The sequence below is a fragment of the Streptomyces sp. NPDC040410 genome (assembly GCF_055595715.1).
Window position 1 is genome coordinate 1 of sequence record NZ_JBVIVK010000039.1, and the last position, 16495, is coordinate 16495.

At 69.3% G+C, this 16495-nt stretch carries 14 protein-coding genes and 1 pseudogene; 7 read left to right on the forward strand and 8 right to left on the reverse strand.

Annotated elements, in window-relative coordinates:
- Window positions 1-357: 357 nt before the first annotated feature.
- Window positions 358-1164, reverse strand: coding sequence for a maleylpyruvate isomerase N-terminal domain-containing protein (locus ACZ562_RS36980; RefSeq protein ID WP_471188778.1), 807 nt, complete (start codon window positions 1162-1164; stop codon window positions 358-360).
- A gap of 689 nt (window positions 1165-1853) precedes the next feature.
- On the opposite strand from ACZ562_RS36980, the gene ACZ562_RS36985 reads away from it, so the two are divergent.
- Window positions 1854-2198, forward strand: a complete 345-nt coding sequence (locus tag ACZ562_RS36985) for a MerR family transcriptional regulator (RefSeq protein ID WP_471188780.1) — start codon at window positions 1854-1856, stop codon at window positions 2196-2198.
- Window positions 2199-2347: 149 nt separating this feature from the next.
- Here the strand turns inward: ACZ562_RS36985 and ACZ562_RS36990 are convergent, their stop codons facing one another.
- From ACZ562_RS36990 to ACZ562_RS37005, 4 genes are all read right to left on the reverse strand, one after another.
- Window positions 2348-3424, reverse strand: a complete 1077-nt coding sequence (locus tag ACZ562_RS36990) for a WD40 repeat domain-containing protein (RefSeq protein WP_471188782.1) — start codon at window positions 3422-3424, stop codon at window positions 2348-2350.
- A gap of 636 nt (window positions 3425-4060) precedes the next feature.
- Entirely contained in the window at window positions 4061-4381 is a 321-nt protein-coding gene (locus tag ACZ562_RS36995) for a hypothetical protein (RefSeq protein ID WP_471188785.1), read from the reverse strand.
- A gap of 40 nt (window positions 4382-4421) precedes the next feature.
- Window positions 4422-4814: a 2-oxoadipate dioxygenase/decarboxylase family protein gene (locus ACZ562_RS37000; RefSeq protein WP_471188832.1), complete on the reverse strand. Its 393-nt coding sequence runs from the start codon at window positions 4812-4814 to the stop codon at window positions 4422-4424.
- Window positions 4786-5601, reverse strand: coding sequence for a WD40 repeat domain-containing protein (locus tag ACZ562_RS37005; protein ID WP_471188787.1), 816 nt, complete (start codon window positions 5599-5601; stop codon window positions 4786-4788). The genes ACZ562_RS37000 and ACZ562_RS37005 overlap by 29 nt, the downstream gene beginning before the upstream one ends.
- 93 nt (window positions 5602-5694) lie before the next feature.
- On the opposite strand from ACZ562_RS37005, the gene ACZ562_RS37010 reads away from it, so the two are divergent.
- A complete protein-coding gene (locus tag ACZ562_RS37010; RefSeq protein WP_471188834.1) occupies window positions 5695-6507 on the forward strand; it encodes an IS5 family transposase in 813 nt (270 codons plus the stop codon).
- Window positions 6508-6576: 69 nt separating this feature from the next.
- Here the strand turns inward: ACZ562_RS37010 and ACZ562_RS37015 are convergent, their stop codons facing one another.
- The 3 genes from ACZ562_RS37015 to ACZ562_RS37025 all read right to left on the reverse strand — a co-directional run bounded on the left by ACZ562_RS37015 (window position 6577) and on the right by ACZ562_RS37025 (window position 11136).
- Window positions 6577-8514, reverse strand: a complete 1938-nt coding sequence (locus ACZ562_RS37015) for a WD40 repeat domain-containing protein (RefSeq protein ID WP_471188790.1) — start codon at window positions 8512-8514, stop codon at window positions 6577-6579.
- A 551-nt stretch (window positions 8515-9065) separates the two neighbouring features.
- On the reverse strand, window positions 9066-9425 hold the full coding sequence (locus ACZ562_RS37020; RefSeq protein ID WP_471188793.1) for a hypothetical protein: 360 nt from the start codon (window positions 9423-9425) through the stop codon (window positions 9066-9068).
- Between the two features lie 784 nt (window positions 9426-10209).
- Entirely contained in the window at window positions 10210-11136 is a 927-nt protein-coding gene (locus ACZ562_RS37025; RefSeq protein WP_471188795.1) for a DUF1963 domain-containing protein, read from the reverse strand.
- A gap of 448 nt (window positions 11137-11584) precedes the next feature.
- On the opposite strand from ACZ562_RS37025, the gene ACZ562_RS37030 reads away from it, so the two are divergent.
- The 5 genes and pseudogenes from ACZ562_RS37030 (at window position 11585) to ACZ562_RS37050 (ending at window position 16223) form a co-directional block, all read left to right on the forward strand.
- Window positions 11585-12646 carry a YihY/virulence factor BrkB family protein gene (locus ACZ562_RS37030; RefSeq protein WP_471188837.1) on the forward strand — a complete coding sequence of 354 codons (1062 nt, stop codon included), beginning with the start codon at window positions 11585-11587 and terminating at the stop codon, window positions 12644-12646.
- A gap of 166 nt (window positions 12647-12812) precedes the next feature.
- Window positions 12813-13013: pseudogene (locus ACZ562_RS37035) on the forward strand (phosphatase PAP2 family protein); the annotation flags it as partial.
- A gap of 218 nt (window positions 13014-13231) precedes the next feature.
- Window positions 13232-14758, forward strand: coding sequence for an AMP-binding protein (locus ACZ562_RS37040; protein ID WP_471188798.1), 1527 nt, complete (start codon window positions 13232-13234; stop codon window positions 14756-14758).
- 59 nt (window positions 14759-14817) lie between these two features.
- Entirely contained in the window at window positions 14818-15783 is a 966-nt protein-coding gene (locus tag ACZ562_RS37045; RefSeq protein WP_471188800.1) for an NAD(P)H-dependent flavin oxidoreductase, read from the forward strand.
- A gap of 173 nt (window positions 15784-15956) precedes the next feature.
- Window positions 15957-16223, forward strand: a complete 267-nt coding sequence (locus tag ACZ562_RS37050) for a hypothetical protein (RefSeq protein WP_471188803.1) — start codon at window positions 15957-15959, stop codon at window positions 16221-16223.
- Window positions 16224-16495 lie beyond the last annotated feature (272 nt).

Genomic DNA, 16495 nt, shown 5'->3' on the forward strand with positions numbered 1-16495 from the left:
CTCCTGCCTCAGACGTCGATGAACGTGTCGTCCTGCTTGGTCAGTTCCCGCGCCCAGGAGCGATGGGTGCCCCTGGGTGAGGCCCTCCCGCTCAGTGTTGCGCGTCCCTGCCGTTGGCACAGCAGCGCGTCGGTGGCGTCGGGGTCGAGCAGGGGCCAGGAGGCACGGCCGGGTCAACGAGGAACGGTCCCTGGGCGTATGTGGCAACCAGTGGTCGGCCGGTCCGGAGGCGGACGGCAGCAGGGTGATGTCCCGGCCGTTGCGTGTGGTTCCGACATTGTCTGCGCTGTCGGCTTCCCGTGTGGTGCCTTGCCGACCAGCCCACCGGACGGGGCCGTGCACTCGTCGCAGCTCGTCCTACTCCTCCGGCTCCCAGGCCTGGAGCAGGTCGAAGAGACGTCGGTCGCCGTCGAGCTTCAGGGAGTCCACCGGAATACGGCCGTACAGGGTGAGGACCAGATCACCGGCCGTGCCCCGGGCGGAGGCAGCGGCCGCGTCCGGACCCTCGCCAGGAGCGGTGGCGGGCATGGTGCCGGGCGTGGGGAGACGGGCGATCCGTGCGCCGTCGGCGGAGAGCGAGAGGCGCCAGGAGCGGCCCTCGGTGGCGTGGAAGTCGACGGCAGCGGCCTCGTGCGGCCAGGCACTCGTCGTCGCGCAGCAGGTGGACAGGAACTCGTCGACACCGTCGAGTGCCGTCTCGTCCGGCAGCGGCTGCGGGGCACCCACGGTGATCTGGGCGTCGTAGGTGTGCACCGCGATCTCCTGGAGTTGGTGCCGAGCGACGGCACCGGACGTCTGCGGCGACTCCGACGCACCCCACCACGTCCAGCAGCCGCGATCCGGGCCGGCCTCGCGCAGCGCGCTCAGCAGCAGCACCGTCGACTCGGCCGACCAGGCCAACAGTGCCTCGCGCTCCCGTGGCGCAGCCGGGGCGCCCTCCGAAGCGGTCTCGGCCGGGGGAGCGGCGGCAGGCCCTGCGGCGACGGTGGCGGCCCAGCGGCGGTGCACGTCACCCAGATGTTGCACCAGATCGAACAGCGTCCACTCGGGGCAGGTCGGCACCTGCACGTCGAGGCTGGGCGCGGAGGCGACCGCGGCCCGGAACGCGACCGAGCGTTCGTCGATCAGTCTCAGCAGGACGTCGAACTCAAGTGGCGTTGTCATACTGACTCTTTATCACCGCGTGTCCGGCAACCGGACACGATATTTCACAGCCGACGCGGAGGGCGCGGCGTTCTGCTCGGATCGGGCCACCTTCGTTCGCAGACCACGAGAGCGAGGGTTTCCGCCGTCTCGGGGGGCCGGGGTCGTCGCTCGACACGGAGGCCCGCAGGGCCCCTGTCGTGGTGCCCCCCCGAGCCGGGGGGCAACCCGGGGCATCACTCTTTCGGGTGTAGCTGACGCAGAACTCAACCCATCAACCATGAAAGAAACCTGTTGTGACGGTAGTAGACATTGGAGCGTCACGGAGGTACTGTGTTGTCGTACCCAGGAAGTCGAAGTGGGCACGGCAGACAAGAACTGCCGTGCAAGCAGGTCAAGCAGGACGCGGCCCACTGGGGCCGTGAGCAGTACCCGCGTACCGAGCAGTACAACCGAGTAACCGAAGGTGAGGAGCAGAGCGCCATCAGGATCGCCCGGGCGAGGAAGGATTCCGCCCGGGTACCGCAGGCCCCGGATTGGAAGGTGGTCCCCGGTCACGCATCCGCGATCCCCGCAGCCCCGCCCTCCCAGGCGGCATCTGCGGACAAAGAAGGCCGGCGCAGTTTGCCGGTAGATGGTGTTGCAAGCTCGGGGCCCGGGTGCCGGCACGGCACTCGGGCCCCCCGACGCGTCCCCGGAAGAAGAGGTCTATGCCCCCTGCCAGTCAACGTCCCGCCGACAACCTTGACGACGACGACTACCCCGCCTACACCATGGGCCGGGCCGCCGAGATGCTCGGCACCACCCCCGCCTTCCTCCGCTCCCTCGGCGAACACCGCCTGATCACCCCCCTGCGCTCCGAGGGCGGCCACCGCCGCTACTCCCGCTACCAGTTGCGCATCGCCGCCCGCGCCCGCGAACTCGTCGACCAGGGAACCCCCATCGAGGCCGCCTGCCGCATCATCATCCTCGAAGACCAGCTCGAAGAAGCCCGGCACATCAACGAGCAACTGCGCACACAAGGCCGCGAGTCGCAGCCGAAGACCTCAGCCTGATCAAGACGCCGGACGCGAGTTGTGCCGCACGATGAGAAGGGGTCCCGCCGGTCTCGTCGTGCTCGCGCAGCATGTGCATGACGGTCGCGGGTGAGGGCTGTTGGCGGTTCGAACGATCAGCGCTTCAGCACTGAAGCGTCACCGCTCACTCACGCCCGTCGCGCGGCACTCGGTACCGGACTGAGCCCCCGTCCGGTCGTCAGACCGGCAGGCCAGAACCGGATGGTCCCGTCACAGCCACCCGACAGCAGGGCGGTTCCCTCCGCGGATTCCCATGGCAGCAAGGTGATCGCGACACCATGTCCGTCCACGCGCTCGGTGTGCCCCCGCAGCGGCGGCCCCACCGGCGCGAGCGTCGCCGGGTCCCACACCGTGATCTCGCCCCAGAAGACGGACTGGGCGATCAGGTCCCCGCCGGGGTGCGGGAGGGTTGCCAGGGCGCCCGTCCCGGAGCCCTGGACCTCCGGCAGTTCACCCACCAGCCGATCGCTCTCCGCGTCCCACAATCGCACCACGTCGGTGTTCTCATTCCCGGCGGCGATCACCGGCCGTCGGCCGGGACCACGCAGCGCGGTCAAGGCAGTGACGCGGCCGCCGGCTGACAGTGCCTCACCGATCTGGGCTCCCGTCGCCACGTCCCAGCGCCGCACCGTGTTGTCCATGCCGCCGGAGACGATCACCGGCTGCCGCAGCCCCGGCACGATAGCCAGACTGTCCACGCAATCAGTGTGTCCGGACAGCACCCGGCCCACTGATGCGCGGCGGCTCATGTCCCACAGGCGTACCGTGCCGTCGGAGCCCGCCGAGGCGAGCTGCGGTCCCCCGTCGGCTCCGGTGAACGCCAGCAGTGCGTTCACATGCTCGGCGTGGCCGGCCAGCTCACCGACCAGGCGGTGCGTGGCCGCGTCGTACAGCTGGATCACCTCGCCGCCATCGGATACGGAGCGGGCCGTGGTGGCCACGGCAGGCTCACCGGTGGGCCCCTTGGTCACAGCAAGCGAGTAGTCACCCGGGGCGTCGTCGATTCTGCCGATCTCCTCACCCGACCGTGAATCCCACAGCCGCAGCCTGGATTCCCCTTTGTGAGCGGCCACCACCGTGTCGCTGCCAGGCAAGCGCTCCAACGCGGTGACACTGCCCGTCGGCCGCTTCAGCGCGGATGCCAAAGGCTCGTCGAGGCCGACGACCGACGCATCACCGACCCGCTCGACGGGGGTTACGGTCACCTGCTCTCCCGTAGTGGGATCCCACAGCCACGCGAATTCCCCCTCACTCGTCCCGCAGGACAACAACTCCCGCCCGCCGCGGTCTCGCACGACAGCCAGCTCATCCCCTCTCCAGCTGGCCAGAACGGGCAGTGGCAGTCCGACCGGAGCATGAGTCCCCTCGTCCCACAAGCGCACCGTGCCGTCGTACGACAACGTGGCCACCACGGACGTGCCGTCCGCCCGACCGACACGGACCGCACTCGCCCAGTGCGCCCCATGCGTTCCCACGAAGACTCGCTGCCCGCGGGTCGGTATGAACTCCTGCATGATCACGGAGTATATGTGTGGCCCGCCGAGGTGGTTCTGTGTGTGCGCTGCACGTGGTCCCGGCGACGCAGCGGCGAATTCACGATTTCCGCCGATCAAGCTCACGGAGTCGATCGACGCCTGGCGGGTAATGCATTCCCGTCGGCTGACCGGCCGCCACCTCGGGCTGTTCGCAGCCGACCCGGCGCCCCCGCCCCCTCGTGGGATGGTGCCGGGGGCGGCGGCTGCCGGGGCCGTTCCTCGGAGGCTGCCGGGTCCGCGCAGGGCGCAGCGTGCCGTCGCCGTGGGAGCCGACGATCCGGTACCGGCCGGGCGCCAGGAGAGGCTTCACAAGGATCCGTACCGTGCGGTCGCCGTCGGTCCACGGTGCCGACGCGGCCGCCCGCCCCTCCGTTGTGAGTACCACGCGCGGGGCCGGCGGTGGGTCGTCGCGCTCCTGAAGGCCTGGTGGGCCGCGGTCACGGCGTGGTCGACCTGCTGCGGTGTGGAGGCGGGCAGGCGCAGCAGGGCGTCGCCCGTCAGGGGGGTGCGCGCGGTGATGTCACCGCCGGCTGGGAGGGTCCGGACGCCGCAGCGGCGAAGGCTCTCGACGGCCCGCGCGCGCAGTGCCTCGGTGTCGGGCATGTGGAGGATGCCGGTCTGGGTCATGCGGAGCTCCTGGAGCAGTAGGGATGTGCGCTGTGGACCATCAGTTGCCGATGGCCGGTGCCATCGCGAGGGCATGGCGGACTCGGTGCATGGAGGCGTCCCGCTGCGCGGTATAGAGGTCGACGGGGTCGTGGACCGTACGCTCGACGGCTTCGGACAGCCAGTGCCGGTCGTAGCGCGTGCCGGTTCGTGTGGTGTCTTTGGTGCCCTGTTCGGTGAGGTTGGACTGGAAGATCCCGGCGGCGGAGCGGGGCAGGAAGTCCTCGTAGACGATCGGGTGCGCGGTGGCCCAGCCATGGGCGAGGAGGCCGGCGAGGTCTTCGGGCGGACGCTGTCCGTCGCGAGGACGGTCGGTGACCGGCCGGTAGGTGAAGAAGCCGTGTCCGTCGACCGCCAGTTGCCGTTCAGTGCGTGGGAAGCGGCTGCTCCAGATATCGCGGGCGACGTCCTGCCGGGTGACGCCGCCCGACCTGCTCTCCGGTGGTCAGGTCCCACACCCGCACTGCCTCACCCCCGCAGGTGAGAACGTGAGGGCGACCGTCGATTACCGTCAAGGCTATGGCCCGTACCGTGCCGGTGTGGCCGTGGAGAGGCCGGCCGACCGGCTTGTCGGTGGTCAGGTCCCAGACGCGCACCGTCCGATCAGGGCCTCCCGTGATCACCTGTAGGCGGCCGTCGACCACCGCGGCAGCCGCTGTCCAGACGCGGCCTTCGTAGCCGATCAAAGGCTCACCGACCTGCCGTCCGGTGGTCAGGTCCCAAAGTCGCACCGCCCCGTCGTAGTCGCCGGTGACAGCATGCGGCCGGCCATCCATTTCTGTCGTCGTAACCGCCCACACGGGACCGCCGTGGGCTAGCAGGGGTGCGCCGACCTGCCGCACGGCGGTCAACTCCCATACCCGCGCCGCCCTACGCCGGCTGCCGGTGATCGCGTGCGGGCGACCGTCGATCACCGAAGTCGCCACCGTACACACTGGGCTTGAGTGGCCGGTGAGCTGGTTGACCTGCTTACAGGTCGTCAGGTCCCACAACCGGACTTTCCCACGCCGACTGCCAGTGACGGCATGCGGACGGCAGTCCACCAACGTCGTCGCCACCACAGACACGAGATCATCATCACCGGTCAGGAGTTCGCCGACCTGTTCACGGGTGGTCAGATCCCATACTCTCGCTGTGCGGTCCCGGCTGCTGGTGATCGCGTGCGGGCGGTCGTCGATCACCGTAGTTGCCACGGCAACTATCGCTTCAATGTGGCCGATCAAGGGCTGGCCAACCTGCTGCCTTGTCGTCAGATCCCATACCCGCAGCGTCCCATCCCCGCTGGCGGTGACAGCGACCGGGCTGCCGTCCACCACCGCCGTCGCCACCCCATAGACCCAGCCGGTCACCGCCGGCGCATAAGCGACCGGTTCGTCTTCGACAAGCTGCTGCAGCTCCTGCGGTTCGGCTGCTCCTACCAGGCGAAAGCGGATACAACCTGCTCAGCCACCACGATCCGCAACCGTCGCGACGAATGGATCCGCCTCGGCGTCTTCGCCCGGCTGAAGCAGATCGCGCTGGAGGCGTACGACCGGATCGTGGGGCTGGTCCTGGACCAGGTCGCCGTTGACGGCTGCATTACCAAGGCGCCGGGCGGTGGTGAGGTTGCGGGGCGGTCGCCGGTCGACCGGGGCAAGCAGGGCCTGAAGCGCTCCGGCATGGTGGACGGCTACGGCATCCCCCTCGGCCGTGTCCTGGCCGGGGCCAACCGCCACGACTCCCCGCTCCTGGCCCCTACCCTGGACCGCCTGGACGACCTCGGGCCCCTGCCCGAAGGCATCACCGTGCACCTCGATGCCGGCTACGACAACGCCAACACCCGCACCCTCCTCGGCCAGCGCCATCTGCACGGACAGATCGCCCGCAAGGGCGAGAAAGCACCGATCCAGGCGGGCCAGCGCTGGCACATCGAACGTACCCACGCCTGGCAGAACGCCTTCCACCGCCTCGCCCGCTGCCCTGAGCGCCGCGCCACGGTCATCGATGCCTTCTGCGACCTCACCGACACGATCATCACCGTCCGCAGCCTGATCCGCCGGGCATGGATCACCCACCGCTGGCACACCCGACCCCACCGCCGCCCCTGACCAACAATCCCGGCACAAGTGCCAGCATGCAGGCAGCGCACACCCGAAACATGCACCCCGAGATCTCGGTCAGCAGCGGCCCAGGACTGCGACCTCCCAGCCGAAGCCGACCACCAGTCGGCCATCCGGCGCCACCGCCACGTCTATCACCGCTTCGGGAAAGACCAATTCCTCGCCGATCTGCTGGCAGGCGGCCAGGTCCCATACCCGCACCGTCCCGTCGTGGCTGCCGGTCAAAGCAACGGGACGGCCGTCCATCACGGTCGTCGTGATCACCCGCACTGAATCCGCGTGGCCTTCAAGGAAGCCGATCTGCTGACGGGTGACCAGATCCCACACCCGTACCGTCTTGTCCCAGCTGCTGGTGACGGCGAGCGGACGGCCGTCCACCACCGCCGTAGCCACTGCATTCAGGAAGTGGGTGTGGCCGGTCATGGGTTCACCGATCTGCCGACCGGTGGCCACATCCCACACCCGCGCCACCCTGTAGTCGCCAGTGACGGCAAGGAGGCGGCCGGTCACCATGGTCGTGGCCACTGCATCTACCGACTGGGTGTGGCCGGTCATGGGTTCACCGATCAGCCGGCCGCTGACCGCATCCCACACGCGCACCGTCCCACCCCTGTGTCTGCTGGTGACAGCGACGGGGCGGCCGTCCGCGGTCTCCGTCGCCACCGCCCACTGCTCCTCAGTGTCCTTTTCCGGCGGTTTGCCGATCGGCCGACCAGCGGCCAGGTCCCATACCCGCAGCTTCCCGTCCCAGCAATTGGCGACGGTGACGGGACGGCCATCCACCACCCCTGTCACCACTTGATCCACCACGTGGTTGATGCCTTCCAGTTCGCCCACCTGCCGACCGGCGGCCAGGTCCCACACCCGCACCGTCTCATCGTGGCTGCCCGTTACGGCGACGGCACGGCCGTCCGCCACCGCCGCGGCTACCGCCCTGACCGAGTCGGTATGGCCCCCCAGGGGTTCACCTATCGGCTGACCGGCGGCCAGATCCCACACCCGCGCGATCCCGTCTTCGCTGCCGGTGACGGCGACCGGACGGCCGTCCACCACCGCCGTCGCCACCACATACACCTGGCCGTGACTTCTTTGCAATGGCTCGCCGATAGGCCGGCCGGTGGCCAGATCCCACACCCGCGCAGTCCCGTCTTCGCTGCCGGTGACGGCGACCGGACGGCCGTCCACCACCGCCGTCGCTACCGCCGACACTGAGCCGGTGTGGCCTTCCAGGGGTTCGCCGACCTGTCGGCCGGTGGCCAGGTCCCACACCCGCACCGTCCCATCCCTACTACCGGTGACGGCGACCGGGCGGCCCCCCACCACCGCCGTCGCCACCGCCCACACCGGCCCGGCGTGGGCGGTCAGAGAACCGCCGATCTGCTGGCTGGTGTCCAGGTCCCACACCTGCAACCCTCCCCCATGGTTACCAGTGACGGCGACGGGACGGCCGTCCAGCACCGCCGTCGCCACCGCATGCACCTGGTCGTCCTCACCCCCCAGGAGATCGCCGACCTGTCGGCCGGTGGCCAAATCCCACACCCCCACTACCCCCTCCTCGCCGCTGCCAATAACAGCGACCGGGCGGCCATCCACCGCTACCGTCGCCACCTCCAACACCGGGCCGGCGTGACCGGTCATGACACACCGGAACCGAGAATCAACCCCACTACCAGTGGCCCACTCCACTCCCCACCGTGCCGCAGCCACGCCCTCCGCCGGCACCGCTCGGATCCGCGCCGACAGCTCCCGGTCGCCGTACCGGGCGGCGTCGAGCGCCAGTAGTTGCCGCCGCACCCCCGCACCCGCATCCCGGTGCACATGCGCCGACGACCGGTACACCGCCGCCGCCAACCGCGCCGCAGGCCCCACCGCTGCATCAAGCAACCCCAGCACCTCCCCAGGATCGGCGTTCACCAAAAACCCCGGATCCGCCAACCGCCCATCCACACCCGCAGACACAGCCCCGACACCATCAACACGCAGATCATCAGACATATCCCGCATCCAACCACCCGCCACCGACACCACCCGCCCGCAGCATGCGACATGACAGAACGTCACGGCCGACCCTCTCGGTGTCCCAGCGGACAAGACCGTTCCAGGCCCCTCAGACAGCCCCCACCCCCACCAATCCGCGCGGGTTCTAAGCTCTTCTTTTAACCTCCGGCCTGGCTGACTGTCGGCGGGTGGTCAGGTCCCGTCGGTGCTGCCGGTGACGGCGATCGGACGGCCCCCCACCACCGCCGTCGCCACGGCGCGCACCAAGTCGGCGTAGCAGGGGCGGGCCGACTTGTTGGCGGGTGGTCAGGTCCCACACCCGCACCGTCCCGTCGAGGCTGCTGGTGACGGCGACCGGGCGGCCACCATCGGCGATGCCCTCCAGGACGGCCTCGATCGCGCTGGACGTCACGCCATGGCCGCGGCCGGACGCCGAGTGCTCGCCCGGGCGGCTGCACTGTTACCGGCCGTGCCGCTGCGACGGCAAACGCCAGACCATCCCCGGCTGGCCCTACCAGGTCGCCGCCGCGCTGGGCGGCGGCCGCTCCTCATGGACCGGACCCCTGGACGCGGTCCGCCTGGGTCCCGAGGGCGATCTCAACACCGTGACCGTCGCCCAGATCCGCGGCCTTCTGGCCCGCCTGGAACAGGCCGGGCAGTGGCAAGGGGGTGACCCGCCGGTGCTGTTCGTCCTGGACTCCGGCTACGACATCGTCCGTCTGACCTGGCTCCTTCGCGACGAACCCGTACGGCTGCTCGGTCGCGTCCGCTCCGACCGTGCCTTCTACCACCCGCCGGGCCGGCGCCGCGGGGACCATCCCGGACGCCAGCCCCGGCACGGCGAAGTCTTCCGCCTGGCAGACCCGGCCACCCATTCCACCCCCGTAGAGGAAACGACCGGCGTCCACGAGCGCTACGGCACCGTGACTGCCCGCAGTTGGAGCCGGCTGCCCAAGGCCCGAACGCCGCGGCGCGTGGGCCGGCCACCCCGGGCAGGTCCCCACCGTCAAGGGCAGCCTGATCCACCTGGCCGTCGAGCACCTGCCGGGCAACCGCACCCCCAAGCCCCTGTGGCTGTGGCACAGCGACCCCGACGCCACCACCCACGACATCGACCGCCTCTGGCGCACCTACCTCCGACGATTCGACCTCGAACACACCTTCCGGTTCCTCAAGCAAACCCTCGGACTGACCCGGCCCCGCCTGCGCCACCCCGAACAAGCCGGCCGCTGGGTCTGGATCATCCTCGCCGCCTACACACCGTTACACCTCGCCCGGCCCCTCGCCGAAGACCTGCGCAGGCCCTGGGAACGACCCCTGACACCCCATCAGCTCACCCCCGGACGGGTCCGACGAGGCTATCTCCGCATCCGGCGGACCGTAGGCACCCCGGCCAGCGCACCGAAAGCCACCCGCCGAGGCACCGGACGCCCCAAAGGCCGCACCTCAACTCCCGACCCCGCCACCCCGTCGGCAAAAAACACAACAGAACCGACACCACTCCACAAGGTGCAGCAAAGTCACACCTTTAAATACAAGCTAAGGATGACGTCTCACCTACAGGCCGTCAGGGACGGCACAACCTACGGCGTCGGGACCAAGCGAGCGTCGCCACCGCGTGCTGCCACCGGGGTCTGTGCCTCCAGGGTAAGTTTTGCGATTCCGCGTCGCGGCCTTCACATCGCCGCTCGGTCACGTACCCACGGAAAAAACGACGTCCGCCATGTCAAGACGCCCCTCGGCAAGGTGCTCCTTGCTGATGACGAGGTGAAACTCTCCTTCGCCGAAAGCTTCCCTCGCCGCCGTCCATCCGTCGACGTACAGCAGGAGCGTGTGCGTCAGCGGGCTGAACATCTCGCGGTGGTCGCGGTCCGAGAGGCACAGGTCGCCGAGTATCTGCAGATGGCCAGCCGGGCAGCCGCCGCTTTCGACGAGAATCTCCTCCATGGCTTTGCTGACAGAGTGGTCGAAGCGCGCGAAGTGCGGCCTGCCGTCATCACCGTCCTCCTGGCAGACCAGCGACGGCCCGAGAACGAGGCGACGCTCGGTGAATACGCCGTCTTCATCCAGCCCGTCAGGCCGTTCCACGGTCGTCAAAGGCCCCGGCTCCGGAACATGAATGATCTTTGCGGTGTCCGCATCGATCTCGTACCCGTATGCCCGGTCGGGGTCGTAGATGGAGAACAGGTAAAGCATTCCCTGGCCAGGCAAACCCCGTCCGCTCGGCACCTCCGCCAGATCGAGCTGCAAGACCAACGCGAGCGGCTCATCGGTTCCGTCCTCCGTCGGCCACACGAACGTGTCGTCAACGTGGGGAAGGCCACCCAGCTTTGAGCAACCGAGAGGGACGGGCTGCGACGGGTCCATCATTCGCGCACCGATCACCGGCCGCAGCGTACGTCCCACGGCATCGCCGACCTGCGGGCCGAGTTGTCCGGTGACGTACGGCGGCCAACTCCGCGTGTTGAGGCCCTGAACGACCTGGTCTTGCATCACGCTCACCCCGCTGAATGGAACCGGAAAAGCCAAGATCACTATCCCATGGCCACCATCACCATGCGCAACGGCTGTCTCCAGGGACGGCCACGGGTCCACCCGCGCCTGCGTGGACGCGGTCATGCTTCCCTGGGATTGAGTCGTGACTGGTGGGCTCGCCTCAAGGACGCCACGCGCAGGGCTTGATGCCGTGTTCCTGACCGGCAACCTGGTTCTGACAGCGACATCAGGCGGCGCCGGACAGCCGGGCGGATGCTGGCGCGTGGTTTTGCCCCGCACCCTCGCGAAGGACGTCGGCAGCGGCCCAGCCGACCCTGCCTGGGAAACTTTGTGGGACGCCGGGACACGATGCCGGCCGACCGCCGTCGTCAGAGCACACGGCCGCGGTCCGGGGTCCCGGCGGCCTCGCGCGGAAGCGGGCCCCTCACCGCTGTTCGGCACCAGCGCGTCGCCGAACGTGTCCCTTGGCCTTCCCGTCCGGCCAACCACAAAATGCAGCACAACACACAGAATCTTCGATTTTGTGATGAATGTGAGTGTGGGGTGTGTGCGCCCGGGATACCCGCGCCGAATGGTACGGACTTTGAAACGGCATGGAAGGCACGGCGGGCACGCGGAGGCCGACCGGGAGGTAGAGGCCGGGCGGGGGACGGGTGCCGGGCCGGATGAACAGGTGGAGCAGCAGGCGCCGGACAGACCGAGTGACCTGCCGAAGGGCTCCTGGGGGGCGGTGCTGAAGGGCACCGTCAAAGAGTTCAAGAAAGACGAGCTGACCGACCGGGCCGCGGCGCTGACCTACTACGGGATCCTGGCGCTGTTCCCGGCGCTGCTGGCACTCGTTTCGCTGCTCGGGGTCGTGGGCCAGTCTGCGACGCAGCAGGTGCTGGACAACATCCAAAAGCTCGCCCCCGGCGCGGCGCAGGACGTCCTCAGTAACGCGGTAAAGCAGATGCAGGGCAATGCCGGCCTCGGCTCGATCATGGCGATCGTGGGTCTGGTGCTCGCGGTGTGGTCGGCGTCCGGCTATGTCGCGGCGTTCATCCGCAGCGCGAACGCGGTCTACGACGTTCCCGAGGGCCGTCCGGTGTGGAAGGTCATGCCGGTCCGGCTCGGTGTGACCGTGGTGCTGATGGTCATCGCCGTGATCAGCGCGCTGATCGTCGTGTTCACCGGCGGCCTGGCCCGCCAGGTAGGCACGGCGCTGGGCCTCGGGGACACGTTCCTGACGGTGTGGTCGATCGCGAAGTGGCCGGTGCTGGTCCTCCTGGTCACGGTCATGATCGCCATCCTGTACTGGGCGACACCGAATGCGAGGGTCCGTGGTTTCCGCTGGATCACGCCGGGCAGCTTCCTCGCGCTGGTGATCTGGATGATCGCCTCGGCCGGGTTCGCGTTGTACGTGGCGAACTTCGGCTCGTACAACAAGACCTACGGCGCTCTCGCCGGTGTGATCATTTTCCTGGTGTGGCTGTGGATCACGAACCTGGCGATCCTGCTCGGCCTGGAATTCGACGCGGAGATGCAGCGCCAGCGCGCCGTCGCGGGCGGCCACCCGGCCGACGAGGAACCGTATGTCCAGCCGCGCGACACCCGCAAGTGGGACGAGGAGGACCGCCGCCGCCTTGAATCCTGAGGGGCGGACCGATCGCCGGGGCCCCACTCAGGGCCCCTGCGACTCGATCTCGGTACCGGTGTGAGTGGGCTTGTCGCGGGGAGTCGGCTGGTCATGGGCCTGAGGGCGGTCTGCGAGAGGCGCAGGTGTTGTCCAACGCGGTCGCCAAGCGGCTGGCTGTAACGGCGTGGGCGCCCGCCCACGGAATGGGTGCCGGAGGAGGAGCTTCAGGACCGGCCGGAGCTCGTTCTTTCCCTCCGGGCACACCGCGGCCGCATCCGCGTCCGACGGCGCCGTTACCCCGGTGCGGCAGGCCGCCCGTGCCGCTTGCGCGGTACCTGCGGTCCTGGTCGCTGCGGAGCGGGTGCACAGCGGGGCGCACTATCCCAGCGAAGTGCTGCCACCGGCCGAACCCTTCCGCATGAGCTGCCGTACGCGGTTCGCAAGGGTGGCCGCCGTCGTCCACGGCGAGATGCGGGGTCGGTGCGCACCTTCGGCCACTTCCGCCGGGAGAGGCTTGAATTTGAAGCCGGATTCAACTCTACTGGCGGGCGAGGAGAAGACCCGCACCGCACCACCTGCTCGCATCCCCGGAAGGCACCCTCCATGGCCAGTGTTTTCGACCCGGTCTGCCGCCACGCGGCCGCTACTCCTGACAACATCGCGCTCCGTGGAGGCGCGGATCAGTGGACCTACCGGCAGCTGTGCGACGCGAGTGTCCGGTATGCGGGTGCCTTGACCGCCGCGGGGCTGTCGCCCGGCGACCGGGTGCTCCTGGCGGCGCCTTCGGTGCCCGAGTTCGTGGTGGCCTACCTCGGGATCCAGGCCGCGGGCTGTGTCGTGGTGCCGGTCAACACGATGTCCACCCGGGCCGAGGTTGAATACGTCCTCGCCGACGCGGGGTGCTCGTTGGCGATCGCATGGCACGACCTGGGCCCTGCCGTCGCGGAGGCGGCCTCGGCACTCGAGGTGCCCTCTTGGGCACTGTCCCCGGGCGCGGCGGTCACCGATGCCGGCCCCGCCCGCGTCGTCGACAGGGACCGCGACGAGACCGCGGCCATTCTGTACACCTCGGGTACGACAGGGCGGCCGAAGGGTGCCCAGCTCACGGTCGGGAACCTGTTGTCCGCCGGGGAGATCGGCGCCGAGTGCAGCCGCGGATCGAGCGCCGACCGTACCGGCACCGGACTCCCGCTGTTCCACGTGTTCGGCCAGGCGTCGGTCATGATGGCGACCTTGACCGTGGGCGGCTCGATGTCGTTGCTGGCCCGATTCGACCCGGCCTCGATGCTGGAGATGCTGCGCCGCGACCGGCTGACCATCATGGCCGGCGTACCGACGATGTGGAACGCGATGCTGCACGCGGCGGGTGATGCCAATGGGGCGGACTTCACCCAACTCCGCGTCGCCGTCTCCGGCGGCGCGTCGCTGCCCGGGGAGATCGCCCGGGCCTTCGAGGGCCGGTTCGGCTGCACCATCCTCGAAGGGTATGGGCTCACCGAGACCACCGCGTTCGGCACCTTCAACGACCTCGACCGCGGAGGCAAGACCGGGTACACCGGGCGGGCGGTCCCACGGCTGCAGGTCCAGGTGCGTGACATCGACGGCAACGAGTGCCCTCCGGGTACCGTCGGCGAGGTCCACATCAAGGGGCCCACGGTGATGCGCGGCTACTGGAACCGCCCCGCGGACACCGCCGCGGCAATCTCGCCCGACGGCTGGTTCCGGACCGGCGACCTGGGTGAAACCGACACGGATGGCGACCTGCGCATCGTCGACCGGATCAAGGACTTGATCATCCGCGGCGGCTACAACGTCTACCCCGGGGAGGTCGAGGAAGTCCTCTACGAGCACCCGGACATCATCGAGGCAGCTGTGATCGGGGTTCCCGACGACCACTACGGCGAGGAGGTCGCCGCGCTCGTCGTCGCCCGGCCCGGTTCGGAGCTCGGTGCCGCTGAGGTGTCGAGCTGGACACGAGAGCGACTGTCCGCCTACAAGGTCCCCCGCATCATCCGGTTCGTCGACGCGCTGCCCAAGGGCCCGAGCGGGAAGATCCTCAAGCGTTCCATCGACCGTACGGAGCTGACCCGCGAGCCCGCGCTCGGCGAGGTACCCGCCCGCCGCTTCTGAACAGCCGTCGCGGGACGAGATGTGTCCGCCGCAGTAGAAAGATGCCTGGTGAGTAGCCCATGAGTCTGCCTCCCATCCTGCAGGACCGGCTTCGCCTGCCCGTGGTCGCATCGCCGATGTTCATCGTGTCCACACCGGAGCTCGTCATCGCCCAGTCGGCGTCCGGCATCGTGGGTTCCTTCCCCGCGCTGAACGCGCGGCCCCAGTCGGCGCTGCGCGCATGGCTGCAGCACATAACGGAGGCGTTGGCCAAGCACGACGCCGACCGTCCCGAGGCACCGTCCGCGCCGTTCGCGGTCAATCTCATCGTGCACAAGACCAACTCACGCCTGGAGGAGGACCTCGCGACCGTCGTGGAGTTCAAGGTGCCGATCGTCATCACCTCTCTTGGCGCCCGGGCCGATGTCAACGATGCGGTCCACTCCTACGGCGGCATGGTGCTGCACGACGTCATCAGCAACCATTTCGCGCGCAAGGCGGTGGAGAAGGGCGCGGACGGCCTGATCGCCGTTGCCGCGGGCGCGGGTGGGCACGCCGGCACGCAATCACCCTTCGCGCTCGTCCAGGAGATTCGCGACTGGTTCGACGGTCCTCTTCTGCTGTCGGGCTCCATCGCCCACGGCCGCTCGATCCTCGCGGCGCAGGCCGCCGGCGCGGACCTCGCCTACGTGGGTTCGGCGTTCATAGCCACCGATGAGGCGAAGGCGGAGGACCAGTACAAGCAGATGATCGTGGACTCCACCGCTGCGGACATCGTGTACTCCAACCTGTTCACCGGCGTGCACGGCAACTACCTCCGCGGCAGCATCGAGGCCGCGGGGCTCGATCCGTCCGCACTGCCCGGCTCGGATCCGTCCGCCATGGACTTCGGAAACCAGGACATCAAAGGGGCGAAGGCGTGGCGGGACATCTGGGGCGCTGGTCAGGGCGTCGGCGCGGTCGGGGCGGTACTTCCTGCGGCAGCGGTCGTCCAGCGCCTCGCCGGTGAGTACGCCGAGGCGAAGAATCGGCTGCAGCGCATGTGACGGTGTGCGCCGCTGCCACATCCCATCACTGAGCGCCGCACTCGGCCGGTACGGCCACTCGGCGCGAACCGCGCCGCCGCGCTCCGGGAACCGGCGCCGCCGTCGCCTCCTCGGCGTCGCGGAACGCGTGGCGCCCGCCAGTGCAACGGCCGCGCGCCGCAGGGTACGCGTCGGTGACCGTCCACGGGGCGGACGGTCCCGGCGCCGCATCCCCATGGGTCAACGCCCGGGTTCCGGCCACTGTCTGCTCCAGAGACGGGGCGGGAACCGGCTCCGGAATTCCCCCGACCCGCTATCGGGACGGCTGCCTCGACGCCCGCCTGGCCGACATCACCAAGGAGGCCCGGTGTGCGGCGGGATCCTTCTACACCTGCTTCGCCAACAGGGAAGGGTTGCTGGCCGCCGTTCTCCTGGAGGTGCAGGGTGCCGACGATCCGTAATCGGGCATGGTCAGCCGCATGGCCTACAACGCCTTCGCGCTCGGCGGCATCCGAGAAACTCGGCGGCAGCCAAGAAAAAGGAGCGCCGGTGGACTTTGAGGAGCTCGTGGTCACGGCCCCCCGGCTCTGGGTGAACGCCGTGCGGTTCCCCGGCCCCCGATGATCCGGCGATAGCGCACGCCGGGGGCCGCCACCCGCGTTGGTTCGGCGGATGTGGCGATCGCACGCAGGCGGATCGGTGGGGCCGGCGGGCGGGGAGCGGCACGAGACCG